This window comes from Janthinobacterium sp. LPB2021202312-11-4 (genome assembly GCF_037049705.1).
GTDB lineage: Bacteria > Pseudomonadota > Gammaproteobacteria > Pseudomonadales > Pseudomonadaceae > Aquipseudomonas.
On record NZ_JBAGKV010000041.1, the window covers coordinates 1 to 25,157 of the forward strand.

Sequence of the window (25,157 nt, forward strand, 5' to 3'; positions counted from 1 at the left end):
CTAATGTATTTTGGTGTTTGAACGTAATGTGGCTTGCGACAGCTCCGGGCTTGCCTCCACCCATTTCTAGTTTTCGCCCAGTAATGGTGTAGTCACCGGTTGCGAGGATTCCAATACCGACATTTTTGTGTTTGTCAGTAAATAGCTCTCTGCCACTATAGTCTGCGTTGCGATCTAGCTTGTTAAAAGAGTCTCTAATGTCTATTTTTTTATGTGTTGGAAGCAGGGCTGATTGATTGGTGGATATTTTATCATTAAGAACTATATGAAAAGAAACCTGATTTGATGCGCTGTTAGACTTGATTTCTTGCTCGTTAAGCGCTGGACTGTTGTACAGTAGTGCTACATTTTTGTCTTTGTAGTGTGATAGAAAGCTATTGATGTTGGCCTGTGTTGTTGTTGCCCCAATACAGTAGCCAGGTATCAGCGTTTCATGTTTTACAAATAGATGGTGAGAGTTGTCGCGAAAGGTTTTTTTTGTTGATGGATCTTTAGAAAACTGATGTTGATTAGGGTTTGTAAGAATAACCAGGTTTTTTGCGTTTTTTCCGAAGGCTTCCATGCAACGGTGTATATCGCCAGTGTTGACTAGTACTGGTTCTATTATTGGTATTAGCCCAGTAAAATCAATTTCTTCACTAATGAGAGCTCTTAATGCAAGCAATTCTGATCTGCGAGCGTAAAGATATGGACTATACATTTTTGCATTCCTTGCTGGAGAGTTTTAATAAGTGCGCTAGGAGAAATCGGAATCTAATGCTGTAAGTAATCTTGCTCTCTGAGGGCGCGAAAGAGGTGAGGAATACCCAAGAACTCTTAAGTGGCTAGGGAGGCTCTTCATGAAGTTTACTATTTCGCTTTCGGTTGTGCGTTTCCGCATGGCATTTACATAAATATTGTGTGCAGTTTTCTGATCTAGTGCAGAAAATAGCTTTTCGCAATGACTTCTTATTATTCCGTTAGGCAGTACTATTTTTTCACCTGCTAGTTTTTCCAGTGCAGGCAAGTATTCGTCCCTGCGCAGCATTCTAAAAATTATTTGAGGATTAATGTTGTTCATGTTGCTAGTTGCTTGCTTTATAACGGATAAGCTATCGTTTTTTGTTAGTGATAAAACGCCAACGTGTGCTTCTGTTCTATCGGCGTAACGTTCAGCCTGCTGCGGGTGAGCTATGATATATATATTTTCGAAGGCTTTTGAATAGTCGGGGGTTTGAGATGTTAGTCGGCGAGGGCTGTCGAACTCGGTTTTTATTTCGTATGCTGTTGATGTGCCGTTGAATACAGCCGCATCTACTATGGATCTGCCAACAGGTAGTTCGATCGAAAGGGCTGATGTGTGAGGGCTATGACGACCAAAAACTATTCGGTCAGCGATAGCGGATTTGTATACATATTCGCTTCTGTAGTTTTTTCTTATTGAATTGAACGCGTAGGCATATAGATCTTTAACTTTTGTCAATGTCTGTGTTTGTTTTAAATTCAAATATGGTTCGAAGAGCGTGCGTGGATCCTCACCGCGAGCGAGCGATGTAAATGTTGTCCGATTGAGAATCCTTGCAAGGAATCGTGCGTGGTCTATATCAAATTGCATGCCGATTTCCGGAGTATATTTGTGATAAGGCTAGCGCAGTGTAGCAGGTGATGTTGAGCGTGAGAGGAGGCGGAGCAGGGAGTCGGATCTTTTTTGTGATTTTCCACTAGAGCACTCAGCCATAAAAAAGGGCCGCCATTGGCGGCCCTTTCGGACGTCCCCGTCTAGCCTGAAATCAATCCCAGCTAAGCGCACCACCAGTCTGATACTCAATAACCCGAGTCTCAAAGAAATTCTTCTCTTTCTTCAAGTCCATAATCTCGCTCATCCAAGGGAACGGGTTCGTCGTCCCTGGATACTCTTCCTTCAACCCAATCTGCGACAAACGACGGTTAGCGATGAACTTGAGGTAGTCCTCCATCATCGCAGCGTTCATGCCGAGTACGCCGCGAGGCATGGTGTCACGCGCATATTCGATTTCAAGTTGGGTGCCTTGCAGAATCATCTGCGAAGCTTCTTCCTTCATTTCAGCATCCCACAAGTGTGGGTTTTCGATTTTGATCTGGTTGATCACGTCGATGCCGAAGTTCAGGTGCATGGATTCGTCGCGCAGGATGTATTGGAACTGCTCGGCGACGCCGGTCATTTTGTTGCGGCGGCCCATGGAGAGGATTTGGGTGAAGCCGCAGTAGAAGAAGATGCCTTCCAGAACGCAGTAGTAGGCGATCAGGTTGCGCAGCAACTCTTTGTCGGTTTCGACGGTGCCGGTTTCGAACTTCGGATCGGAGATCGAACGGGTGTATTTGAGGCCCCAGGTGGCTTTTTTCGCGACCGATGGGATCTCGTGGTACATGTTGAAGATCTCGCCTTCATCCATGGCCAACGATTCGATGCAGTACTGGTAGGCGTGGGTGTGGATCGCCTCTTCGAACGCCTGGCGCAGGATGTACTGGCGGCATTCCGGGTTGGTGATCAGGCGGTACACGGCCAGGACCAGGTTGTTGGCAACCAGGGAGTCGGCGGTGGAGAAGAAGCCGAGGTTGCGCATGACGATGCGGCGTTCGTCGTCGGTCAGGCCTTCCGGGTCTTTCCAGAGGGCGATGTCGGCGGTCATGTTGACTTCTTGCGGCATCCAGTGGTTTGCGCAACCGTCCAGGTACTTCTGCCAGGCCCAGTCGTACTTGAATGGCACGAGTTGGTTGAGGTCGGCGCGGCAGTTGATCATGCGCTTTTCATCGACAGCGACACGGGCCGAGGCGCCTTCGAGTTCAGCCAGGCCTTCGGCGATGTCGAGGTTGTCCAGGGCAGCTTTGGCACGGGCAATGGCGGCGGAGTCGGACGCGGTGACGGCACGCGCTTCTTGGGCGGCGACGCCACCGGCGGTGTCGAGGCGGTCCATGTTGGCTTCAGTGGCGTGGCCGGCGTTGGCGCCTTTTACCACGACTTCGCCCGTGTCTTCTTTGTCGAATTCGTCCCAGCTCAGCATGACGTGTCGTCTCCTGCGTGAGGGCCTGTAGCCCGTGTGATGGTTTTTCACACGGCGTACGGCCGCGTTGGATCTAAAGGAATCGTTTTTTGCAGCAGCTATACGCAGGCAATAAACACAAAATCGTACGGGTTTCCGAAGCCTCTGATGGGCGCAGATAGCGTGAACGGCTTCTGCGTGGACTTCAGACTGGCTTTTCACCCCTGTAAGGGAATATTGCAGGCCCGTTTGAGGCCGCATTATAGGGAAAAAAACAGGGCTGTGGTGCGACGAAGTGGCGCTGAGAAGGGGTGGCGGGGGGAGGTTTTTCGGTTGGAGCGAGGGTTTACAGGGCTTTGGCTGGAAATCGCGGGTGCAGATTTTTTTTCATAAATTTTGGTGCAAGGTTTTTTTTGTTCAAAAAACAGCCAGAAAACACGTTTTTCACTACATGTAGTGTTTTAGGTTGCGTTTCGACGGCTCCAGACACAACTAAGCCCGACCGAAGTCGGGCCCTAATGTCGCGTTCAGCCATTAGCTGAAACGGGCAGCGCCTACACGATCAGCACCATCAGCCGCAACCTTGGCCGCGCCAATGTGATCGGCACCATCGGCAGCGACCTTGGCGGCGCCAATGTGGTCGGCACCGTCGGCAGCCAGTTTGGCCGCGCCAGTGTGGTCAGCACCGTCGGAAGCGACAGACGCCGAGCCGGTGTGGTCGTAACCGTCGGAAGCGAGTGCCGCATCGCTGGTAAAAACAGCCGAGCCAGTGCGGTCATAACCGTCGGCGGCGAAGGCGCTGCCGGCCAGTACGGAGAGGGTCAGGGCGAGGATCAGTTTGGTTTTCATGGTGGTGGCTCCAGGTTCGTTGGCGTTGTGCCTTGGGTGTGGACTTCATGCTACGCCAACTAAGTTGATTAAAAAGCGCAAATAATCGCACTTAACAATCGTATTATTCGATGTATACGGTTCGGCGCTTCATCTGCCTTGAAAAGCGAGGCGGGTGGGTCGAACCGTTAAGGGAGTTGCGGGTGATTAGCCGTTAGAGCAGCCGTTGCCCATGACGCTGTAACGCAGGATGTGGCGTTGGCCTTTAGAGTCGTCGTATTCCATTTTCATCGGAACAACTTCACAGACGTTTGGCACTTCGCTCATGGACACGATGTTGGCGATATCCAGGTGGGTGGAGTAAGTGTATTCCTCAACGATCACCGGTTTTTGCTGTGCAGCATCAGTCGGGGCCTCGTCTGCCATGGCGGTTGCGCACAGACTGCTGAGGGCCAGAACTAATAAAGCTTTCATTTCAAATTTACCTTTCTAAGGTCGAGTGGGGTCACGCAATCTTTTTAGGATTGCGTGTGGAACTTCAGTACTTGGTGTTTGATTAACTGCCTTCGTGGGGGCTGCAACTTGGTTAATCAGGGTTGCCTTGTTGGCGAGGTGGATTTTAGGCGTGGGGTTTGGATTCATATAGCCGTGGTTTTGATAAACACCTTTCGTGTTTTTCGTAACAATCCCTCGAAAGATCAAAAGATCGCAGGCTTCGCCAGCTCCTACAGGGGCGCGGGGCCTTGGAATACGGGGTTTCAGGGGGGAAGGAGGGGTAATCAGGGCGTTTTGTAGGGGCTTGTTACTACCATCGTCGAATGGTTCTATAGGCCCGTCCCGGCTACAACAGGGTCATACAAAAACAACTATTTCACCGAGGTAAGAAAGATGAGTGCGGCTTCTTTGTATCCCGTTCGTCCCGAGGTAGCAGCCAATACGCTGACTGACGAGGCCACCTATAAGGCCATGTACCAGCAGTCGGTCGTCAACCCGGATGGCTTCTGGCGCGAACAAGCCAAGCGCCTCGACTGGATCAAGCCTTTCACCACGGTGAAGCAGACGTCCTTCGACGATCACCATGTCGACATCAAGTGGTTCGCCGATGGCACCCTGAACGTTTCCTACAACTGCCTCGACCGTCATCTGGCCGAGCGCGGCGATCAAATCGCGATTATCTGGGAAGGGGATGACCCGGCCGAGAGCCGCAACATCACCTACCGCGAGTTGCACGAAGAAGTCTGCAAGTTCGCCAACGCCTTGCGCGGCCAGGATGTGCACCGCGGCGACGTGGTGACTATCTATATGCCGATGATCCCCGAAGCCGTGGTCGCCATGCTGGCCTGCACCCGGATCGGCGCGATTCACTCGGTGGTGTTCGGCGGTTTCTCGCCGGAAGCCCTGGCAGGTCGCATCATCGACTGCAAATCCAAAGTGGTGATCACTGCCGACGAAGGCATTCGTGCCGGCAAGAAGATCCCGCTCAAGTCCAACGTCGACGACGCGCTGACCAACCCGGAAACCAGCAGCATCCAGAAAGTCATCGTGTGCAAGCGCACCGGTGGCGACATCAAGTGGAACCAGCATCGCGACATCTGGTACGAAGACCTGATGAAAGTGGCGGGCAGTGTCTGCGCGCCGAAAGAGATGGGCGCCGAAGAAGCGTTGTTCATCCTTTATACCTCCGGCTCGACAGGCAAGCCGAAGGGCGTGCAGCACACCACCGGCGGTTACTTGCTGTATGCGGCAATGACCCACGAGCGCGTGTTCGATTACCGTCCGGGCGAAATCTACTGGTGCACCGCCGACGTCGGCTGGATCACCGGCCACACCTACATCGTCTACGGCCCGCTGGCCAATGGCGCGACCACGTTGCTGTTCGAAGGCGTGCCGAACTATCCGGACATCACCCGGGTGGCGAAGATCGTCGACAAGCACAAGGTCAACATCCTCTACACCGCGCCGACCGCGATCCGCGCGATGATGGCTTCCGGCACCGCCGCTGTTGAAGGCGCTGATGGCAGCAGCTTGCGTCTGTTGGGTTCGGTCGGTGAACCGATCAACCCGGAAGCGTGGGATTGGTACTACAAGAACGTCGGCCAGTCCCGTTGCCCGATCGTCGACACCTGGTGGCAGACCGAAACCGGCGCGACCCTGATGAGCCCATTGCCGGGCGCTCATGGCTTGAAACCAGGTTCGGCGGCGCGTCCGTTCTTCGGCGTGGTGCCAGCCTTGGTGGACAACTTGGGCAACATCATCGAAGGCGTTGCCGAGGGTAACCTGGTGATTCTCGATTCGTGGCCAGGTCAGGCGCGCACGCTGTATGGCGATCATGACCGCTTCGTTGACACCTACTTCAAGACTTTCCGTGGCATGTACTTCACCGGTGACGGTGCGCGACGTGACGCCGATGGTTACTACTGGATCACCGGTCGTGTGGATGACGTACTTAACGTGTCCGGTCACCGCATGGGCACAGCCGAGATCGAAAGCGCGATGGTTGCTCACCCGAAAGTCGCCGAAGCGGCGGTGGTCGGTGTGCCGCACGACATCAAGGGCCAGGGCATTTATGTCTACGTCACCCTGATCGGTGGCGAAGAGCCAAGCGAGCAATTGCGCCTGGAACTGAAAAACTGGGTACGTAAAGAGATCGGTCCGATTGCTTCGCCGGATGTCATCCAGTGGGCGCCGGGGCTGCCGAAAACCCGTTCGGGCAAAATCATGCGCCGCATCCTGCGCAAGATTGCCACTGCCGAATACGACGGGTTGGGGGATATCTCCACCCTGGCCGATCCGGGTGTGGTGCAGCATTTGATTGATACCCACAAGACCATGAACGCCGCGTAAGCCGCGTTTGGCGTCATCGAAGCCCCGCCCGGTATTGCACCTGGCGGGGTTTTTTTGTTGAAGATCAAAGGATCGCAGCCTTCGGCAGCTCCTACAGGGGAGCGCGCTCGGCGTAGGAGCTGCCGAAGGCTGCGATCTTTTGGTGTTGATTTTCAACCAATAATTATCGACTTCATCCGTAGGTGATTTCCCACTGTTACCCGTCGCCTCTCAAGTAACTAAATGTGTAACCTCGCGCCCGACGACGGGGCATTGGGAAACGCAAAGCCCCACATGTGGGCGTCTCCAGCCCCTCTGAAAAATAAGACACAACGCTGTGCTTGCCGGATTAGAAGGGTTTGCCAATAATGGGCCCGCAATTTGCAATATATATCGGTTAACAATCTTTTGCTCTTGCATGAAATTGCAAGGCTGTCAACGTGCTCAAGCGCCATTCTCAGTGCATCTGTAATTTGTTGTCGCATTGAAGAAATATCGGCTTCGGGCCTGTCGTTAGAATGCCGATCACTCGCTCGTCGTTGCTCGTGTTGAATTCAACGCAGCTTTCCTACGACGCAGCACCGCTTTGCGGTTTAACCCATTCGCATATTGGGCATTAGCTCACTCTGCCGTTTTGCCCTTTACCGATGGAGTCCCAAGATGAAGAAACTTGTGCTGCTTGGCGCCCTGGCACTGTCCGTGCTGTCCCTGCCGACCTTCGCCGATGAAAAGCCTCTGAAAATCGGTATCGAAGCAGCTTACCCTCCGTTCGCCTCCAAGGCGCCGGACGGCAGCATCGTTGGTTTTGACTACGACATCGGCAACGCCCTGTGCGAACAGATGCAGGTCAAGTGCGTATGGGTCGAGCAAGAGTTCGACGGTCTGATCCCGGCACTCAAAGTGCGCAAGATCGACGCGATCCTGTCGTCCATGTCGATCACTGAAGATCGCAAGAAGTCCGTGGACTTCACCAACAAGTACTACAACACCCCGGCACGTCTGGTCATGAAGGCGGGCACTCAAGTCAGCGATGGCCTGACCGAGCTCAAGGGCAAGAACATCGGCGTGCAACGTGGTTCGATCCACGAGCGTTTCGCCCGTGAAGTCCTGGCCCCGCTGGGTGCCGAGATCAAGCCTTACGGTTCGCAGAACGAAATCTACCTCGACGTGGCCGCCGGCCGCCTCGACGGCACCGTGGCAGACGCTACGCTGCTGGATGACGGTTTCCTGAAAACCGACGCCGGCAAAGGTTTCGCCTTCGTTGGCCCGGCCTTCACCGACGTCAAATACTTCGGCGACGGCGTGGGTATCGCGGTTCGCAAGGGTGACGCGCTCAAAGACAAGATCAACGGTGCGATCGCTGCCATTCGCGAGAACGGCAAGTACAAGCAAATCCAGGACAAGTACTTCGCCTTCGATATCTACGGCAAGTAACACGTCCCCGCGACAAGTCTGAAATGGCGCAAGCAACAGGATCTCTGAGGTTTGCGCCATTTTTTCATCCCAACTTTCGAGGACCTGAATCATGTTGAAAGGCTACGGGGCTGTCATCCTCGATGGCGCATGGCTGACGCTTCAGCTCGCCTTGTCGTCCATGGTCTTGGCCATCGTTCTGGGTCTGATCGGCGTTTCGCTGCGTCTGTCCCCGATTCGCTGGCTGGCCTGGCTGGGCGACCTGTATTCCACGGTGATCCGCGGGATTCCCGACCTGGTGCTGATCCTGCTGATTTTCTACGGCGGTCAGGACCTGCTCAACCGCGTCGCACCGATGCTTGGCTTTAACGACTACATCGACCTGAACCCATTGGCGGCCGGTATCGGCACCCTGGGCTTCATCTTCGGTGCGTACCTGTCCGAAACCTTTCGTGGCGCCTTCATGGCGATCCCCAAAGGTCAGGCAGAAGCCGGCATGGCTTACGGCATGAGCAGTTTTCAGGTGTTCTTCCGGGTGTTGGTGCCGCAGATGATTCGTCTGGCGATTCCGGGTTTCACCAACAACTGGCTGGTATTGACCAAGGCGACCGCGCTGATTTCGGTGGTGGGCCTGCAAGACATGATGTTCAAGGCCAAGCAGGCGGCAGATGCCACCCGCGAGCCTTTCACCTTCTTCCTCGCAGTGGCGGCGATGTACCTGGTGATCACCAGTGTCTCGTTGCTGGCATTGCGTCACCTTGAGAAGCGCTACTCGGTAGGCGTAAGGGCGGCTGATCTATGATCTTCGACTACAACGTCATTTGGGAGGCCCTGCCGCTGTACTTCGGCGGCCTGGTCACCACCCTGAAATTGCTCGCGCTGTCGCTGTTTTTCGGTCTGCTGGCGGCCCTGCCGCTGGGGCTGATGCGCGTGTCCAAGAACGCCGCCGTCAACATGAGCGCCTGGCTGTTCACCTACGTGATCCGCGGCACGCCGATGCTGGTGCAACTGTTTTTGATCTACTACGGTTTGGCGCAATTCGAAGCGGTACGGGAAAGCTTCCTGTGGCCGTGGCTGTCCAGCGCGACGTTCTGTGCGTGCCTGGCCTTTGCGATCAACACCAGCGCCTACACCGCCGAAATCATTGCCGGCAGCCTGCGTGCGACGCCGAACGGTGAGATCGAAGCGGCCAAGGCCATGGGCATGTCGCGCTACAAAATGTACAAGCGCATCCTGCTGCCGTCGGCCCTGCGCCGGGCGCTGCCGCAGTACAGCAACGAAGTGATCATGATGCTGCAGACCACCAGTCTGGCGTCCATCGTGACCCTGATCGACATCACCGGTGCCGCACGCACGGTCAACGCCCAGTTCTACTTGCCGTTCGAGGCGTACATCACTGCTGGCGTGTTCTATCTGTGCCTGACATTCATTCTGGTGAAACTGTTCAAACTGGCCGAGCGCCGCTGGCTGGGCTACATGGCCCCGCGGAAGCACTGATATGGAACGCATCGATCATTCATTGCCGTGGAGCCACCTGGGCAGCGAACGCCAGATTTCGGTGTTCCGCTTCGGTAGCGGCGAACGCAAGGCCTACATCCAGGCCAGCCTGCACGCCGATGAACTGCCGGGCATGCGCACCGCGTGGGAGCTGAAAAAGCGTTTAGGTGAGCTCGAGACCCAAGGCTTGCTCAACGGTGTCATCGAACTGGTACCAGTGGCCAACCCACTGGGCCTCGGTCAACTGCTGCAAGGCAATCATCAAGGGCGTTTCGAAGCGGGCAGCGGCAAGAACTTCAACCGCGATTTCGTCGAGCTCAGCGCACCAGTGGCCGCCGAGCTGGAAGGGCGCCTGGGGGATGATCCGCACGCCAATATCCGCTTGATCCGCCAGGCCATGAGCGATGCGCTCGTTGCATTGCCTCCGGCGGCGAGTCAGTTGCAAGGCATGCAGCGGGTTTTGCTCAGCCATGCCTGCACCGCCGACGTGGTGCTGGATTTGCATTGCGATGCTGAAGCCGCGTTGCACATGTACGCCTTGCCGCAACACTGGCCGCAATGGCGTTCGCTGGCCGCGCACCTGGACGTGAAAGTGGGTTTGCTGGCGGAAGATTCCGGCGGCAGCTCGTTCGACGAAGCCTGTTCGCTGCCGTGGCTGCGTCTGTCGCGCCAGTTCCCGGACGCGCAGATTCCCCTGGCTTGCCTGGCGACCACCATTGAGCTGGGCGGGCAGGCTGATACCGGTCGCCCGCAAGCCCAGGCGCACGCCGAAGGCATTCTGGCGTTTCTCGCCGAGCAAGGCCTGATCAGCGGCGAATGGCCAAAACCGGCGCAAGAGGCCTGTGAAGGCATGCCGTTCGAAGGCACCGAATTGTTGTTCGCGCCGCACCCCGGTGTGGTGAGTTTCCTGCGTAAACCCGGTGAGTGGATTGAAGCCGGGGATGAGATTTTCGAAGTGATCGATCCGTTGGCGGATCGCGTCAGCACGGTGTGTGCTGGTACGTCCGGGGTGCTGTTTGCCATTGAACGGCTACGTTATGCCCAACCCGGTTTCTGGCTGGCCAAGGTGGCGGGGCGCGAAGCGCTGCGTCACGGGCGCTTGCTCAACGACTGACTGACTGTTTTTGTGAGAACCGACCGCATGTACAAACTTGAAGTCCAAGACCTGCATAAACGCTATGGCAGTCACGAAGTGCTCAAGGGCGTGTCCCTGAAAGCGGCGGCTGGCGATGTGATCAGCATCATCGGCTCCAGTGGCTCCGGCAAAAGTACTTTCCTGCGCTGCATCAACCTGCTCGAGCAGCCGCACGCGGGCAAGATTCTGCTCAATAACGAAGAGCTGAAACTGGTGGCCAACAAGGAAGGCGCGTTGAAAGCCGCCGACCCGAAACAGCTGCAACGCATGCGTTCGCGCCTGTCGATGGTGTTCCAGCATTTCAACCTGTGGTCGCACATGACCGCGCTGGAAAACATCATGGAAGCGCCGGTCCATGTGCTCGGTATGACCAAGGCTGAAGCCCGCGAGAAGGCTGAGCACTACCTGAACAAGGTCGGTGTGGCCCATCGTAAAGATGCATACCCGGGACACATGTCCGGCGGCGAACAACAGCGTGTGGCGATTGCCCGTGCGCTGGCGATGGAGCCTGAGGTGATGCTGTTTGACGAGCCGACCTCGGCCCTCGACCCGGAACTGGTGGGCGACGTGCTGAAAGTCATGCAGGCCCTGGCCCTGGAAGGCCGGACCATGGTGGTGGTGACCCACGAAATGGGCTTCGCCCGTGAAGTGTCGAACCAGTTGGTGTTCCTGCACAAAGGTGTCGTCGAAGAAAGCGGCAACCCGCGTGAGGTGCTGGTCAATCCACAGTCCGAACGTTTGCAGCAATTTCTCTCGGGCAGCCTGAAGTAAACCGAACTCCCGTTGTGCACCGGGATAGTGCATGCTTCGCAACCTGGAGGCTGACCCGAATCACCCGTAGGAGCTGCCGAAGGCTGCGATCTTTTGACCTTGATCTTGAAAATCAACAGATCGCAGCCTCGTTTCACTCGACAGCTCCTACAGGGGCAGCGATACGGTTCCGGTAGGAGCTGCCGAAGGCTGCGATCTTTTGATCTTGATTTTTAAAATCTAAAGATCGCAGCCTCGTTTCACTCGACAGCTCCTACAGGGACAGCGATACGGTTCCGGTAGGAGCTGCCGAAGGCTGCGATCTTTTGACCTTGATCTTGAAAATCAACAGATCGCAGCCTCGTTTCACTCGACAGCTCCTACAGGGACAGCGATACGGTTCCGGTAGGAGCTGCCGAAGGCTGCGATCTTTTGATCTTGATTTTTAAAATCAACAGATCGCAGCCTCGTTTCACTCGACAGCTCCTACAGGGGCAGCGATACGGTTCCGGTAGGAGCTGCCGAAGGCTGCGATCTTTTGATCTTGATCTTGAAAATCAACAGATCGCAGCCTCGTTTCACTCGACAGCTCCTACAGGGGCAGCGATACGGTTCCGGTAGGAGCTGCCGAAGGCTGCGATCTTTTGATCTTGATTTTTAAAATCAACAGATCGCAGCCTCGTTTCACTCGACAGCTCCTACAGGCGGGGCGATACGGCTCCTGCGGTTGATCTTTGTTGGTTTCGAGATATGCGTTCATTTACGGGCTAGCATTGGCCCATGCCTTCATCACTGTTCTTCGTTTCGGATTGCCCGCCATGACTGCCCATCGAATTGGTTTCCTGATTTGGCCCAGCACTAAAGCTCTGACGCTTGCGCTGGCTGAGGAGGCCTTGCGTGTCGCTCAGCGTGTGCATCCGGACGTTGTCTACGAACTGTCGTTCTTGCAGGCCGAACCGCCAACCGAAGGTGCCTGGCAATTGCCCGGTGAGCCGTGGGCCGGCAAGCTCGAAAATTTCCAGAAGTTATTTCTGCTCGCCGATGAGCCGCCGACCACACTCGCGCCGGCGCTCAGCAGTTCGCTCAAACAACTGGTGCGTGCCGGTTGCGTGATCGGTGGTTTGTCCGCCGGTGTTTACCCGTTGGCCCAGCTCGGTCTGCTCGACGGTTATCGCGCGGCTGTGCATTGGCGCTGGCAGGACGATTTCGCCGAACGCTTCCCGAAAGTCATCGCCACCAGTCACCTGTTCGACTGGGATCGTGATCGCCTGACTGCCTGCGGTGGCCTGTCGGTACTCGACTTGCTGCTGGCGGTGCTGGCCCGTGATCACGGCGCCGAACTGGCCGGTGCAGTGTCGGAAGAACTGGTGGTCGAACGCATCCGTGAGGGCGGCGAACGCCAGCGCATCCCGCTGCAAAACCGCCTCGGCTCCAGCCATCCGAAGCTCACCCAAGCGGTGTTGCTGATGGAAGCCAACATCGAAGAACCCCTGACCACCGACGAAATCGCCCAGCATGTGTGCGTGTCCCGCCGGCAGTTGGAACGGATCTTCAAGCAATACCTCAACCGTGTGCCGAGCCAGTACTACCTGGAACTGCGCCTGAACAAGGCCCGGCAGATGTTGATGCAAACCAGCAAGTCGATCATCCAGATCGGCCTGTCGTGTGGCTTCTCTTCGGGGCCGCATTTCTCCAGCGCCTATCGCAACTTCTTCGGTGCCACGCCGCGGGAAGATCGCAACCAGCGGCGCAGCAGCAGTCCATTCGAGTTGTCGTCAGTGCCATCGGAACGCGGTTGACGCTGGCGGGTATTTAACCCGATTGCCTCATTGCTCGGTCTCCGAATCGTCTGAGTTGGACGCGTTGACTTCGGCAGTAATGATGACTTCCTCAAGACCAAAGTCAGTGCCTGTCTGTTTGAAATAAGCCCTGAGCAGCACCAGGCTTTGTTCGGAAATCGGATTGCCACTCAAGTTGATGCTCTCGGCAATTTCCATGGGCAGTTCGAGGATGTCGCTGGGTATTTCCTGAATGGCGTTGTCACTCAGGTTGGCGATGTCCAGTCCCTGTAGATTCACCAGCCCCGGCGGGAATTCGCTGATGTGGGTGTCGTTGAGCATCAGCGTCGACAGCTCTGACATCTGACTGACGTCGGGTGTCAGCAGCAGCGGGTTGCCGCTCAAGTCCAGAAAATCCAGGCGCTCCATGCCGGCCAGGGCCGCGACGGTCTCGGCGGTCAGGCTGACGCGGCATTCAGGTAATGACAACGCCACCAGTTCCCCCATGTGAAACACCGACTGCGGAATATTGCCCAAACGGTACTCCCGAATGGTCAGGCCTTTGAGTTTGGGGAAGCACCTGAGGAACCCGTCAGACACGGACGTCAGCCCGTCTTCGCTCTGCAAATACAGGTGGGAGATGTGGCTGAAGTCAGCGCTCAGGGTGGGCAGTTCCCCCGTCAACGCCAGTGACAGGTCAAGTTCATGGGTGGGTTCGAGGGCCTGATTGAATTCGTCCAGTTCACTTTCCCGACGCCAGCCTTGCTCAAGCAGGTGTTTGAACTCGTCCCGTGCGCTGTGCTCGATCATCAGTTGTTCGGCGCTGAAGGGCTCGCCACTGACCGGGTGTACGGCGGGCAGGTCGCCGGACCAGGCGGCCAGGGTTGCGGTCAGTGTGGCGTATTCGGTTTCCAGTCGAGCGAGTTCGGTACGGCCGGTTTCCAGGGTGCCGGGCAGGCGATAGAAAAAGTCGCTGGCCTGTTCGAGGTCCAGTTGTGGGTACAAGCGGGTTATGCGATCAAGGTCGGCTTGTGGGGCGTACACCGCAAGGTCCTGGCCGGTCTTTTGAAAATACGCTTTTATCCGGTCGCGGGTGACAGTCGTCAGCGGGTTGCCGGCGAAGTCGAACGCTTTGCTGATGCTCCCGGGCAAATCGAACAGTTCGGCAGGCAAGTCGCTGATCAGGTCGTCGGTGAAAATGGCCGTTTTAACGGGCACCCGCAGCAGGCCCGGCGGCAGGCTGGAAATGCCGGTTTCGGCCAGGTCGATGTAGTCGAGTTCCGCCATGGCCTGGACACTGAAGACGCGTCCGAGCGGATTTTTGTACAGCTCCAGTGTTCGCATGCGGCTCAGCGAGGCCAGGGACGCCGAGCTTTCGGCGGTCAGGGTGATGCCGCAGTTGCTGAGAATCAACTGGGTCAGATGGGGCATTGAGAACACGCTGTCGGGCACGGTGTTCAGGGCGATGTTGCGCACCTCCATGCGGCGCAACCCGGTGAAATGACGCAGGAATTGCTGGGCGCCACGGGTCGCTTCATTACCTTCGAGGGTCAGGAAGGCGACATGGCTGAAGTCCGCGTCGATCGCCGGCAACTCGCCGATGATGGGCCGGGTGAATCTGAACATGTAACCGCGATCACCCACATCCGTGTCGTCGTCATTGAGGGCGGTCTGGCGGCGCCAGCAGCGTTGCAGCTCGTCCATGAACATCGCGCGATTGAGCTGCGCGGCCTCGTAGTGCGCGGGCGTGAGCCGGGCCCCGGTTTCCGGATGGAAGTGCGGGGTGGCGTTGATCCAGATGCGCAAGCTGTCGGTCATCCGGTTGTATTCGCCGAGCAGGCGCGAGAGTTCCATTCGCGCTCCGGCCGGGTGGCTTTGCAGTGTGCGAACGACGTCTTCGACTTCGGCGGTATTGAGGGCGGGGTAGAGTTCGCGAACCCGGTCTTGCAAGGTGTGAGTGCCAGGGTTGAGGCGAGGGTAGCCGTCGGCACCGCCGGGCAGGCGCATGGTTTTCGAGTCGTAGCGGGGTTTGCGCTGTGGGTGGGGTGACAGCACCTGCTGCAGTTCTTCGTATCCCAGCGCATGTTCGCTAATCGTTTGCCTGAGCCGTGTGCCTTGGCCGATTTCCAGCTGCATGGCCTTGCGCTCGCTGTCGGGAAGCGCCCGCAGCAGGCAGTCGTAGAAATCTTCGGCGCCCGAGAGTTGTTCGCCGATATCGTTGAAGGCCTGGTAATGCCCGTCCTCCAGTTGGACCAGCACTTTGCTGACCGGCGCCTGGGGTTTGCCGATGCGTTCCAGGTGTTCGCCACTGAAGGAAAACCGGTTCAGGTCAATCCGGATCTCGCCTGACCAGCCGGGCACGCGCGGCAGTGAATGCAGGGCCAGTCGGGCGGTGTCGGTGTTGTGTTGCGCGGCCAGTTCCAGGCTTTCACGGGCACGGACCGCGCGTACTTGTTGTTGCGCCCAACGCGCCAATTCCTTGAGGCGCGCCGGTACGACACCGTCCTCCAGTTGTTGCAGTTCGGTGCCGCTGGCCTTCATCAGCAACTCTTCGGCGACACTCGCCGGCAGGCCGGGTGTGGTGTCGATGAGGCGCTGCGCCAGCGGGTCGACGTTGAGTTCCAGCGCCCGGTAACGGGCCTCGAAAATCGAGACGTGTCGATCCCGGGCGATTTCCGCCAGCCTGGTCCTCAGTGCATGGGTTCGCGCTTGAAGGCTGACGGCGGGTGCGCCGAACGCTTCCTCGAACAGGGTTTTCATTTCAGCGCTGTCGAGGTATCGCAGCGCGGTGTTCAAGACATCGCCGTCGCTTGGCTTGACCTCATATACGCGTACATCGCGGGTGAGGCTGTTGCTGCTTTGCCATAACGTGTCGCCGCGCCCGTCGATCAGTCGCAGCGCCTTGGCTTGCGGCCACGGCAGATGCTCAGTCAACAGTTGCAGTTGGGTTTGCGGGTCGGCGCTCAGGTAGGTGTCGGCGTGGTCACTGCCGATGCGTTCGATGAAAGTGCGAATGGCTTTGTCGAGCTTGAAACGCTTGAGTGTGTCGGCCAGCAACGGCGGCAATGGCTCGTGATTGACATGCATTTTGCGCAAGGCATCTTCGTGATAGCCACTGATGCGCAGCACTTGCTCGCGTTCTGTGGCGGACAGCGTGTCGACGGCATGACCGATGCGTTGCAGGGTGGTGTCGCGATCCCAGGTCAGCGGGCGTTCAAGTTCGGTGTGCCAGGCGCCGTTGCGGTTGTGTTCCAGCTTCGGTTTGTATGCGCCGGTCCGACGTGGGTGTTCGATCTGGAACTGGCCGAGGCTGGCATCTTGGGTGACTTCGAAGTGCTTGCCGTCCAGCGGCAAAATGGTTTTTCCGGCCTGTGTGTGCAAGCCTAATTTATTGGGCGTGGCGTCGGCGGGCAGGGCCTGGGATTGTTCGTAAGATTTCAGGTCGCCGTTCCAGTAGCGGGTTTTGCCATCGGCGGTCTTCACCGGAGTGAAGCGGTCAATGAACTGCACCCATTGCTGTGGCAGCACCTGACGGAATTCACCGGTCACTATGTTGCTGCCAGCGGCAAATGTACCGACCTGGACCAGGGATTCGATGACGCCCATCAGGTGCTCGAATGCTGACTGGGTCAGGTCTTCGGCCCAATCGATGATGCCCTCGAACGTTTCGTCCAGCAGTTGATAGGCCATGTAGGCCAGCATCAACTCGCCGAGAAACGGGACGAATGGCAGTGCGACGAACGCGACAATTTGCAAAAGATTTGAAGCCATGTTGCTGAGCGAATCCCACAGTGCCCAACGTGCTTTTTGATCGGCGCTGGCGGTGGATACGGCGAGGGTTCGTGCGTCATTCAGGATTTGGTCGAGCTTGCGTTGGTGCAGGTGTCGCCACAGGTGGCCGCTGATCACCGTTGCCGCGAGTTGCAGGTTGGCATGCCGGGCCGCTGATTCGCGCCAGGAGGGGCGAGGGTCGCCGACGATGTACGGGTGCCAGGTAACCTGCGTCAGCCGGTTGTTGAGGTCGGCGAAAAAGTAACCGCGATCCTGGTGGGCGACGAATCGGCTGAAAAAGCGCTGATAGTGGCTTGAGCGCAATTTGCGACTGAGGTCGGTCATGAAATCGCTGGTGGACGCGTATTCCTTGAGCGGCTGTTCCGGGTCTTCGGGGATGTAAACCACGACCCGCGCCACGCTGCGATCAAGCTCCAGGTTCGGGGCGAACAGGAGGATGCCGGTGAGCTGTGCGGACATCATCGTCAGGTCGTGGCAGAGCAGGGGTTTGCCATCGAGCAACATGCCTTGCACACCGTTCACCAGACCGAGGATGGACAGGTAGGCGTCGTTGCTGAGCGTGTCCTTCTGGATGAGCGCCAGTTCCAGGGCCATGCGCAGGGCGGCTTTGTGGCTGGCGCGGATCTGTGGCTGCAAGACGGCATCGACCACCGGGTTGCTCACCCCTAGGTTGTCTTCGAGCCAGGCCTGATAGCGGGCGCCGATGTCCAGTTCCCGGCAGAGTCGGGTGAAGGCGGGGATGGAGAGGGTGGTCTTGATGTGCCCGAGTGTGTCGAACTGGCCGGTGGCTGACGGCGCGGTGATAAAGGTTGAATCCGCCTCGTAGGCGTCTTCCGTGGTTTCGGCGGCTTCGAAGTTATGCAGCGCGGCGTCGAGCAACGAAACCGTCCAGCTGCGCGCGGCGCCGGACTTGAGCGGAAACCACGGGATGGACTGGGGAATGTACAGGTGTAGAAACGTGGCGTTCACGTCCAGGTCCAGGCCGTACTGTTTTTTCAGCGCCTCGCGCAGCAAGGGCTCGCCGAAGGCTCGGGCATCCTTGAGGTGCGCCAGGCGTTGGTCGATCTGGTTCTGGGCGTTCCAGTAAGCGGCGTTGTGCTTTTTCAGGGCCGCGTGCTGGCCAGCCGAAGCGTTGCGCAATGCTGCATGCCTGTGCAGTCGAGCATCAGCCACGGCGGCGCGTCTGCCCGCAGAGGCGTTGAGCAGCCATTGAGGCAAAGCGGCGGCGAGGTGCTCGTAATGGCTGTCGGGGTGTTGCGGCTCTATCGGCGTTGATGTCGCAGTGGGTGAGGCAATCGATTGATCCACGGGTTCGTCCTTAAACATGTCGAGATGCAAGGAGACCCGAAATAAAAAGAAGGGGTGCGGTACATAGTTACCGCACCTCGCTTCATGACTTGAAATCTAATGTCGCACGCGCTGCCGCTAATCCCGCGCATCGGTTTAAACTGCGCCTTTGCGACGGTATATGTCGCATTGCCGTAAACCCGGCTGAAACCGGGGTTTGCGCTATAAGAAGTTGTCGCTTGGCGACAAGGCCGGGCACAAAACTGTCCTTACAATCCCCTCATCGCTCGCCAGTTTCAGGCGGGTGTTCCTCATCAGGAGACTCCGATGTCCGTTGAGCACGCTGCGGTACAACGCGCCGATTTCGACCAGGTAATGGTTCCCAACTACGCGCCTGCCGCATTCATCCCTGTGCGTGGTGCCGGTTCCCGCGTTTGGGACCAGTCTGGCCGCGAGCTGATCGACTTCGCCGGCGGGATTGCCGTTAACGTATTGGGCCATGCGCACCCGGCGCTGGTCGGTGCCTTGACCGAACAGGCGAACAAGCTGTGGCACGTGTCCAACGTGTTCACCAATGAGCCGGCGTTGCGCCTGGCCCATAAGCTGATCGATGCGACGTTTGCCGAGCGCGTGTTCTTCTGCAACTCCGGCGCCGAAGCCAACGAGGCCGCTTTCAAGCTGGCCCGTCGCGTCGCGTTCGACCGTTTCGGCAGCGAGAAGTACGAAATCATCGCCGCGCTGAACAGCTTCCACGGCCGTACCCTGTTCACCGTGAACGTCGGTGGCCAGTCGAAGTACTCCGACGGTTTCGGTCCTAAAATCACCGGCATCACCCACGTACCTTTCAACGATCTGGCTGCGCTTAAAGCCGCCATTTCCGACAAGACCTGCGCCGTGGTGCTGGAACCGATCCAGGGCGAGGGCGGCGTGCTGCCGGCTGAGCTGGCTTACCTGCAAGGCGCCCGCGAGCTGTGCACCGAGCACAACGCGCTGCTGGTGTTCGACGAAGTGCAAACCGGTATGGGCCGCAGCGGCAAGCTGTTCGCCTACCAGCATTACGGCGTGACGCCGGACATCCTGACCAGCGCCAAGAGCCTGGGCGGCGGTTTCCCGATCGCTGCGATGCTGACCAGTGAAGAACTGGCCAAGCACCTGGTCGTCGGCACCCACGGCACCACTTACGGCGGCAACCCGCTGGCGTGCGCTGTCGCGGAAGCCGTGATCGACGTGATCAACACCCCTGAAGTGCTGAGCGGCGTCAACGCCAAGCACGACAAGTTCAAGGCACGCCTGGAACAGATCGGCGAAAAATACGGTTTGTTCACTCAGGTGCGTGGCCTGGGCCTGTTGCTCGGCTGCGTGCTTAGCGATGCCTGGAAAGGCAAGGCCAAGGACATCTTCAACGCCGCCGAGCGCGAAGGCCTGATGATCCTGCAAGCCGGCCCGGACGTGATTCGTTTCGCGCCGAGCCTGGTGGTTGAAGACGCCGATATCGATGCCGGCCTGGACCGTTTCGAACGCGCTGCGGCGAAACTGACTCAAGCCTGATAGACCCTTCGACGCCTGATGATTCGGGCGTCGATCCAAATTTTTATGCCGGACCCGCTCTTCTGCAGGAGCGAAGCTTGCTCGCGAAGGTGTGTCAGCCACAGTGATGTCGACTGACACACCTTCGCGAGCAAGCTTCGCTCCTACAAGGGTTCGGCTTATTTCCCCCAAAAAGAGTTACGAGAAAGGAGTGACACCATGCTGGTGATGCGCCCCGCGCAAATGGCTGATCTGGGCGAGGTACAGCGTCTGGCTGCGGACAGTCCGATTGGTGTCACTTCCTTGCCGGATGACGTTGAACGCCTGAGCGACAAGATCGCTGCAAGCGAAGCCTCGTTTTCCGCTGAAGTAAGCTTCAACGGTGAAGAGAGTTATTTCTTCGTCCTCGAAGACACGACCACCGGAAAACTGGTGGGCTGCTCGGCGATCGTGGCTTCGGCCGGTTACTCCGAGCCGTTCTACAGCTTCCGCAATGAAACCTTCGTGCACGCCTCCCGTGAGCTGAAGATTCATAACAAGATTCACGTGCTTTCCCAGTGCCACGACCTGACCGGCAACAGCTTGCTGACCAGTTTCTACGTGCTGCCAGAGCTGGTGGGTTCGCCATGGTCGGAGCTCAATTCCCGTGGTCGCCTGCTGTTCGTGGCCAGCCATCCGGAGCGCTTTGCCGATTCGGTCGTGACCGAGATCGTCGGTTACAGCGACGAAAACGGCGATTCGCCGTTCTGGGACGCCATCGGCCGCAACTTCTTCGACCTCAACTACGCCGCTGCCGAGCGTCTGTGTGGCTTGAAGAGCCGGACCTTCCTGGCCGAACTGATGCCGCACTATCCGATCTACGTGCCGCTGCTGCCGGACTCCGCGCAAGAAGCGATGGGCCAGGTGCATCCACGGGCGCAGATCACCTTCGACATCCTGATGCGCGAAGGCTTCGAGACCGATCATTACATCGACATTTTCGATGGCGGCCCGACCCTGCACGCCCGCGTCTCGGGGATTCGTTCGATTGCCCAGAGCCGTGTGGTCCCGGTGAAAATCGGTGAGCCGGTCAAAGGCGCCGGTCGTCAATACCTGGTGGCCAACGCCCAGTTGCAGGATTACCGCGCCGTATTGCTCGAGCTCGATTACGCGCCGGGCAAACCCGTGACCCTGGATCTGGAAGCGGCCGAAGCCTTGGGCGTCGGTGAAGGTGCCAGCGTGCGCCTGGTCGCGGTTTAACGCCCAATGGGTGTCTAGAAAGCAGATGTGTTTCGCGGGTGGCAGCAGCGACCCGTTTGAGGAGATAGCATGATCGTTCGTCCCGTACGCAGCAGCGATTTACCCGCTCTGATCGACCTGGCCCGCAGCACTGGCACTGGCCTGACCACCTTGCCGGCCAACGAAGAACGTCTGGCCCACCGGGTCGGCTGGGCCGAGAAGACCTTTCGCGGCGAAGCCGGGCGGGGCGATGCGGACTACCTGTTCGTGCTCGAAGACGACAACGGCCGGGTGGTGGGGATTTCCGCCATTGCCGGCGCCGTTGGCCTGCGTGAGCCTTGGTACAACTTCCGGGTCGGCCTGACCGTCAGCGCCTCGCAAGAACTGAACATCTACCGCGAAATCCCGACGCTGTTCCTGGCCAACGACCTGACCGGCAATTCCGAGCTGTGTTCGCTGTTCCTCCACGCTGATTACCGTACGGGCCTCAATGGCCGCATGTTGGCCAAGGCGCGGATGTTGTTCATCGCTGAATTCCCGCAGTTGTTCGGTAACAAGATCATTGCCGAAATGCGCGGTGTGTCCGACGACGCCGGGCGTTCGCCGTTCTGGGAAAGCCTGGGTCGGCATTTCTTCAAGATGGAATTCAGCCAGGCGGATTACCTGACCGGCGTGGGCAATAAGGCGTTCATCGCCGAACTGATGCCGAAATTCCCGCTGTACACCTGCTTCCTGTCGCCGGATGCGCGCAACGTGATCGGCCAGGTGCACCCGGACACCGAGCCGGCCCTGGCCATGCTCAAAAGCGAAGGTTTCAGTTACCAGGGTTACGTCGACATCTTCGACGCCGGCCCGGCGGTGGAATGCGAAACCGGCAAGATCCGCGCGGTACGCGACAGTCAGGCGCTGGTGCTGGCCATTGGCACTCCGGGTGATGACGCCACACCGTTCCTGATTCACAACCGCAAGCGCGAAGACTGCCGCATCACTGCCGCGCCAGCACGCTTCGCCGCCGGTACTTTGGTGGTTGATCCGCTGACCGCCAAACGTCTTCAACTCAACGCCGGCGATCAAGTGCGCGCCGTTCCGTTGTCCGCTGCCCGGGAGTCGAAATAATGAATTCGCTATACATCGCAGGTGAATGGCTGGCTGGCCAGGGTGAAGCGTTCCAATCGCTGAACCCGGTGACCCAGCAAGTGTTGTGGACCGGCGAAGGCGCCACCGCCGCTCAGGTTGAGTCGGCCGTGCAAGCCGCGCGTCAGGCGTTCCCGGGCTGGGCTCGCCGGACTCTGGACGAGCGCATCGCCGTGCTGGAGGCCTTTGCCGCCGCCCTGAAAAATCACGCTGACGAACTGGCCCGCTGCATCGGTGAAGAAACCGGCAAACCCTTGTGGGAATCGGCAACCGAAGTCACCAGCATGGTCAACAAGATTGCCATCTCGGTGCAGAGCTACCGCGAACGTACCGGTGAGAAGAGCGGCCCGTTGGGCGACGCCACCGCTGTATTGCGTCACAAGCCACACGGTGTGGTGGCGGTGTTCGGTCCTTACAACTTCCCGGGCCACTTGCCGAACGGGCACATCGTGCCGGCGCTGCTGGCCGGTAACAGCGTGCTGTTCAAGCCTAGCGAACTGACGCCGAAAGTCGCTGAACTGACGGTCAAGTGCTGGATCGAAGCCGGCCTGCCGGCTGGCGTGCTGAACTTGCTGCAAGGCGCCCGCGAAACCGGTATCGCCCTGGCGGCGAACCCGGGCATCGACGGTCTGTTTTTCACTGGGTCGAGCCGCACCGGCAATCACCTGCATCAACAATTCGCCGGTCGCCCGGACAAGATCCTGGCGCTGGAAATGGGCGGTAACAACCCGCTGGTGGTTGACGAGGTCGCTGATCTGGATGCCGCCGTCTACACCATCATTCAGTCCGCGTTCATTTCCGCCGGCCAGCGTTGCACCTGTGCCCGTCGCTTGCTGGTGCCGCAAGGCGCCTGGGGTGACACCTTGCTGGCGCGTTTGGTAGCGGTCAGCTCGACGATTGAAGTCGGTGCGTTTGATCAGACCCCGGCGCCGTTCATGGGCTCGGTGATTTCCCTTGGCGCCGCAAAAGCGCTGATGGACGCCCAGGAACATCTGCTGGCCAACGGCGCCGTGGCGTTGCTGGAAATGACCCAGCCTCAGGCCCAGGCCGCGTTGCTGACCCCCGGCATTCTGGACGTGAGCGCCGTGGCTGATCGCCCTGACGAAGAGCTGTTCGGTCCATTGCTGCAAGTGATCCGCTACGCTGATTTTGAAGCGGCGATCGCTGAAGCCAACGACACCGACTATGGCCTGGCGGCCGGTTTGCTGTCGGATTCCGAAGCGCGTTATCAGCAGTTCTGGCTGGAAAGCCGCGCCGGGATCGTCAACTGGAACAAACAGCTGACCGGCGCTGCGAGCAGCGCGCCATTCGGCGGCGTCGGCGCCTCGGGCAACCATCGCGCCAGCGCCTACTACGCGGCAGATTACTGCGCGTACCCGGTGGCTTCGCTGGAAACCCCGAGCCTGGTGATGCCGGCGACCCTGACGCCTGGCGTACGGATGGCGTAACGGCCATTCGCGGGCAAGCCTCGCTCCTACGGGTTTTGTGTCGTGCGCATGATTGACACATACCCTAAATCCCGTAGGAGCGAGGCTTGCCCGCGAAGGCCACGCCTCGGTCTTATTGAATTGTTACCCGATGCCTATAAAAACAGATTCTCGTGGAGCCTCGCCGATGAAATCCTATGAAGTCAATTTTGACGGTCTAGTGGGGCCGACCCATAACTACGGCGGCCTGTCCTACGGCAACGTCGCGTCCCAGAGCAACAGCCAGCAATCTTCGAACCCGAAGGAAGCGGCGCTGCAAGGCCTGGCGAAAATGAAAGCGCTGATGGAAATGGGCTTTCAACAAGGCGTGTTGGCCCCGCAAGAACGTCCGGACGTCGCTGCTTTGCGCCGCTTGGGTTTCAGCGGCACCGATGCCCAGGTGATCGAGCAGGCCGCCAAAGATGCGATGCCGCTGCTGGTCGCCAGTTGCTCGGCATCGAGCATGTGGGTCGCCAACGCCGCCACCGTCAGCCCGAGCGCCGATACCGCCGATGGCCGCGTGCATTTCACCGCCGCCAACCTGAACTGCAAATATCACCGCAGCATCGAACACCCGACCACCAGCCGCGTGCTGGGGGCGATGTTCGCTGACCAGAAGCACTTCGCCCACCACGCCGCATTGCCGGCCGTGGCGCAGTTCGGCGACGAAGGCGCGGCCAACCACACCCGTTTTTGCCGTGAATACGGTGAGGCTGGCGTCGAGTTCTTCGTGTTCGGTCGCAGCGCGTTCGATACCCGTTATCCGGCACCGCAGAAATACCCGGCGCGCCAGACCCTCGAAGCCTCCCAGGCGGTGGCGCGCTTGCACGGCTTGAGCGATGACGGCGTGGTGTTCGCCCAGCAGAACCCTTCGGTGATCGATCAGGGCGTGTTCCACAACGACGTGATCGCCGTCGGCAATGGCGAGGTGTTGTTCTATCACGAGGACGCGTTCCTCGACACCGAGCAGATGCTGGCCGAACTGGCTGGAAAACTCGCCAAAGTCGGTGGGAAATTTCAGTCTGTCTGCGTACCGCGTTCCGCAGTAACCGTGGAAGACGCCGTTCGTTCCTACCTGTTCAATAGCCAGTTGCTGTCGCGTCCTGACGGCTCGATGCTGTTGATCGTGCCGGAAGAATGTCGTGGCAACGAGCGCGTCTGGCAGTACCTGCAAGGTTTGACCAGCTCCGGCGGGCTGATCCGCGAAGTGAAAGTCTTCGATTTGAAGCAGAGCATGCAGAACGGCGGTGGCCCGGCTTGCCTGCGACTGCGCGTGGCGCTCAACGAAACCGAACTGGCGGCGGTCAATCCAGGGGTTATCATGACGGCACCGTTGTACGGCACATTGACCGAATGGGTCGACAAGCACTACCGCGACCGCATGACCGAAAACGATCTGGCGGACCCGCAATTGCTGCTTGAGTGCCGGACGGCACTGGATGAACTGACGCAAATCCTTAAACTGGGCGCGGTTTATCCATTCCAGATCAATTGAACGTCGAGAGCGTAA

18 protein-coding genes are annotated in these 25,157 nt (G+C 58.3%); 12 read left to right on the forward strand and 6 right to left on the reverse strand.

Features of this window, described 5'->3' with window-relative positions; genetic code table 11:
• From V5E99_RS28075 to V5E99_RS28095, 5 genes are all read right to left on the reverse strand, one after another.
• On the reverse strand, window positions 1-700 hold a 700-nt coding region (locus V5E99_RS28075), incomplete at its 3' end, for a sce7725 family protein (RefSeq protein ID WP_499805633.1).
• A 36-nt stretch (window positions 701-736) separates the two neighbouring features.
• Window positions 737-1,594, reverse strand: coding sequence for a sce7726 family protein (locus V5E99_RS28080; protein ID WP_499805634.1), 858 nt, complete (start codon window positions 1,592-1,594; stop codon window positions 737-739).
• Window positions 1,595-1,769: 175 nt separating this feature from the next.
• Window positions 1,770-3,020 (reverse strand): ribonucleotide-diphosphate reductase subunit beta, encoded by a 1,251-nt coding sequence (locus V5E99_RS28085; RefSeq protein WP_499805635.1) that lies wholly within the window; start codon window positions 3,018-3,020, stop codon window positions 1,770-1,772.
• Between the two features lie 513 nt (window positions 3,021-3,533).
• Window positions 3,534-3,848: a hypothetical protein gene (locus V5E99_RS28090; protein ID WP_499805636.1), complete on the reverse strand. Its 315-nt coding sequence runs from the start codon at window positions 3,846-3,848 to the stop codon at window positions 3,534-3,536.
• Window positions 3,849-4,034: 186 nt separating this feature from the next.
• Window positions 4,035-4,301, reverse strand: coding sequence for a DUF2790 domain-containing protein (locus tag V5E99_RS28095; RefSeq protein ID WP_499805638.1), 267 nt, complete (start codon window positions 4,299-4,301; stop codon window positions 4,035-4,037).
• A gap of 414 nt (window positions 4,302-4,715) precedes the next feature.
• On the opposite strand from V5E99_RS28095, the gene acs reads away from it, so the two are divergent.
• The 7 genes from acs (at window position 4,716) to V5E99_RS28130 (ending at window position 13,244) form a co-directional block, all read left to right on the forward strand.
• Window positions 4,716-6,671 carry an acetate--CoA ligase gene (acs, locus tag V5E99_RS28100; RefSeq protein ID WP_499805640.1) on the forward strand — a complete coding sequence of 652 codons (1,956 nt, stop codon included), beginning with the start codon at window positions 4,716-4,718 and terminating at the stop codon, window positions 6,669-6,671.
• A gap of 639 nt (window positions 6,672-7,310) precedes the next feature.
• Window positions 7,311-8,084 (forward strand): ABC transporter substrate-binding protein, encoded by a 774-nt coding sequence (locus tag V5E99_RS28105; RefSeq protein ID WP_499805641.1) that lies wholly within the window; start codon window positions 7,311-7,313, stop codon window positions 8,082-8,084.
• Between the two features lie 88 nt (window positions 8,085-8,172).
• A complete protein-coding gene (locus V5E99_RS28110) occupies window positions 8,173-8,865 on the forward strand; it encodes an ABC transporter permease (RefSeq protein WP_499805675.1) in 693 nt (230 codons plus the stop codon).
• Window positions 8,862-9,560, forward strand: a complete 699-nt coding sequence (locus V5E99_RS28115; protein ID WP_499805643.1) for an ABC transporter permease — start codon at window positions 8,862-8,864, stop codon at window positions 9,558-9,560. Before V5E99_RS28110 ends, V5E99_RS28115 begins: the two co-directional genes overlap by 4 nt.
• 1 nt (window position 9,561) lies before the next feature.
• Window positions 9,562-10,674, forward strand: coding sequence for a M14 family metallopeptidase (locus V5E99_RS28120; protein WP_499805645.1), 1,113 nt, complete (start codon window positions 9,562-9,564; stop codon window positions 10,672-10,674).
• Window positions 10,675-10,701: 27 nt separating this feature from the next.
• Window positions 10,702-11,466 carry an ABC transporter ATP-binding protein gene (locus V5E99_RS28125; protein WP_499805646.1) on the forward strand — a complete coding sequence of 255 codons (765 nt, stop codon included), beginning with the start codon at window positions 10,702-10,704 and terminating at the stop codon, window positions 11,464-11,466.
• 797 nt (window positions 11,467-12,263) lie between these two features.
• A complete protein-coding gene (locus V5E99_RS28130) occupies window positions 12,264-13,244 on the forward strand; it encodes a GlxA family transcriptional regulator (protein WP_010457247.1) in 981 nt (326 codons plus the stop codon).
• Between the two features lie 27 nt (window positions 13,245-13,271).
• On the opposite strand, the gene V5E99_RS28135 is transcribed toward V5E99_RS28130, so the two are convergent.
• Window positions 13,272-18,323: a dermonecrotic toxin domain-containing protein gene (locus tag V5E99_RS28135; protein ID WP_499805648.1), complete on the reverse strand. Its 5,052-nt coding sequence runs from the start codon at window positions 18,321-18,323 to the stop codon at window positions 13,272-13,274.
• A 306-nt stretch (window positions 18,324-18,629) separates the two neighbouring features.
• On the opposite strand from V5E99_RS28135, the gene V5E99_RS28140 reads away from it, so the two are divergent.
• From V5E99_RS28140 to astB, 5 genes are all read left to right on the forward strand, one after another.
• On the forward strand, window positions 18,630-19,850 hold the full coding sequence (locus tag V5E99_RS28140) for an aspartate aminotransferase family protein (protein WP_499805650.1): 1,221 nt from the start codon (window positions 18,630-18,632) through the stop codon (window positions 19,848-19,850).
• Between the two features lie 198 nt (window positions 19,851-20,048).
• Window positions 20,049-21,068 (forward strand): arginine/ornithine succinyltransferase subunit alpha, encoded by a 1,020-nt coding sequence (gene aruF / locus V5E99_RS28145; protein ID WP_499805651.1) that lies wholly within the window; start codon window positions 20,049-20,051, stop codon window positions 21,066-21,068.
• A gap of 69 nt (window positions 21,069-21,137) precedes the next feature.
• Window positions 21,138-22,163, forward strand: coding sequence for an arginine N-succinyltransferase (astA, locus tag V5E99_RS28150; protein WP_499805652.1), 1,026 nt, complete (start codon window positions 21,138-21,140; stop codon window positions 22,161-22,163).
• The gene (gene astD / locus V5E99_RS28155) at window positions 22,163-23,629 is read left to right on the forward strand and encodes a succinylglutamate-semialdehyde dehydrogenase (protein WP_499805653.1); all 1,467 of its coding nucleotides are present in this window, start codon (window positions 22,163-22,165) and stop codon (window positions 23,627-23,629) included. The genes astA and astD overlap by 1 nt, the downstream gene beginning before the upstream one ends.
• Window positions 23,630-23,795: 166 nt before the next feature.
• Window positions 23,796-25,142 (forward strand): N-succinylarginine dihydrolase, encoded by a 1,347-nt coding sequence (gene astB, locus V5E99_RS28160; RefSeq protein WP_499805654.1) that lies wholly within the window; start codon window positions 23,796-23,798, stop codon window positions 25,140-25,142.
• The last annotated feature ends 15 nt before the right edge of the window (window positions 25,143-25,157 follow it).

Coding starts and splice junctions, on each gene's coding strand:
- V5E99_RS28080 (WP_499805634.1), bottom strand. CDS start 1,594: ATGCAATTTGATATAGACCACGCACGATTCCTTGCAAGGATTCTCAAT.
- V5E99_RS28085 (WP_499805635.1), bottom strand. CDS start 3,020: ATGCTGAGCTGGGACGAATTCGACAAAGAAGACACGGGCGAAGTCGTG.
- V5E99_RS28090 (WP_499805636.1), bottom strand. CDS start 3,848: ATGAAAACCAAACTGATCCTCGCCCTGACCCTCTCCGTACTGGCCGGC.
- V5E99_RS28095 (WP_499805638.1), bottom strand. CDS start 4,301: ATGAAAGCTTTATTAGTTCTGGCCCTCAGCAGTCTGTGCGCAACCGCC.
- acs (WP_499805640.1), top strand. CDS start 4,716: ATGAGTGCGGCTTCTTTGTATCCCGTTCGTCCCGAGGTAGCAGCCAAT.
- V5E99_RS28105 (WP_499805641.1), top strand. CDS start 7,311: ATGAAGAAACTTGTGCTGCTTGGCGCCCTGGCACTGTCCGTGCTGTCC.
- V5E99_RS28115 (WP_499805643.1), top strand. CDS start 8,862: ATGATCTTCGACTACAACGTCATTTGGGAGGCCCTGCCGCTGTACTTC.
- V5E99_RS28120 (WP_499805645.1), top strand. CDS start 9,562: ATGGAACGCATCGATCATTCATTGCCGTGGAGCCACCTGGGCAGCGAA.
- V5E99_RS28125 (WP_499805646.1), top strand. CDS start 10,702: ATGTACAAACTTGAAGTCCAAGACCTGCATAAACGCTATGGCAGTCAC.
- V5E99_RS28130 (WP_010457247.1), top strand. CDS start 12,264: ATGACTGCCCATCGAATTGGTTTCCTGATTTGGCCCAGCACTAAAGCT.
- V5E99_RS28140 (WP_499805650.1), top strand. CDS start 18,630: ATGTCCGTTGAGCACGCTGCGGTACAACGCGCCGATTTCGACCAGGTA.
- aruF (WP_499805651.1), top strand. CDS start 20,049: ATGCTGGTGATGCGCCCCGCGCAAATGGCTGATCTGGGCGAGGTACAG.
- astA (WP_499805652.1), top strand. CDS start 21,138: ATGATCGTTCGTCCCGTACGCAGCAGCGATTTACCCGCTCTGATCGAC.
- astD (WP_499805653.1), top strand. CDS start 22,163: ATGAATTCGCTATACATCGCAGGTGAATGGCTGGCTGGCCAGGGTGAA.
- astB (WP_499805654.1), top strand. CDS start 23,796: ATGAAATCCTATGAAGTCAATTTTGACGGTCTAGTGGGGCCGACCCAT.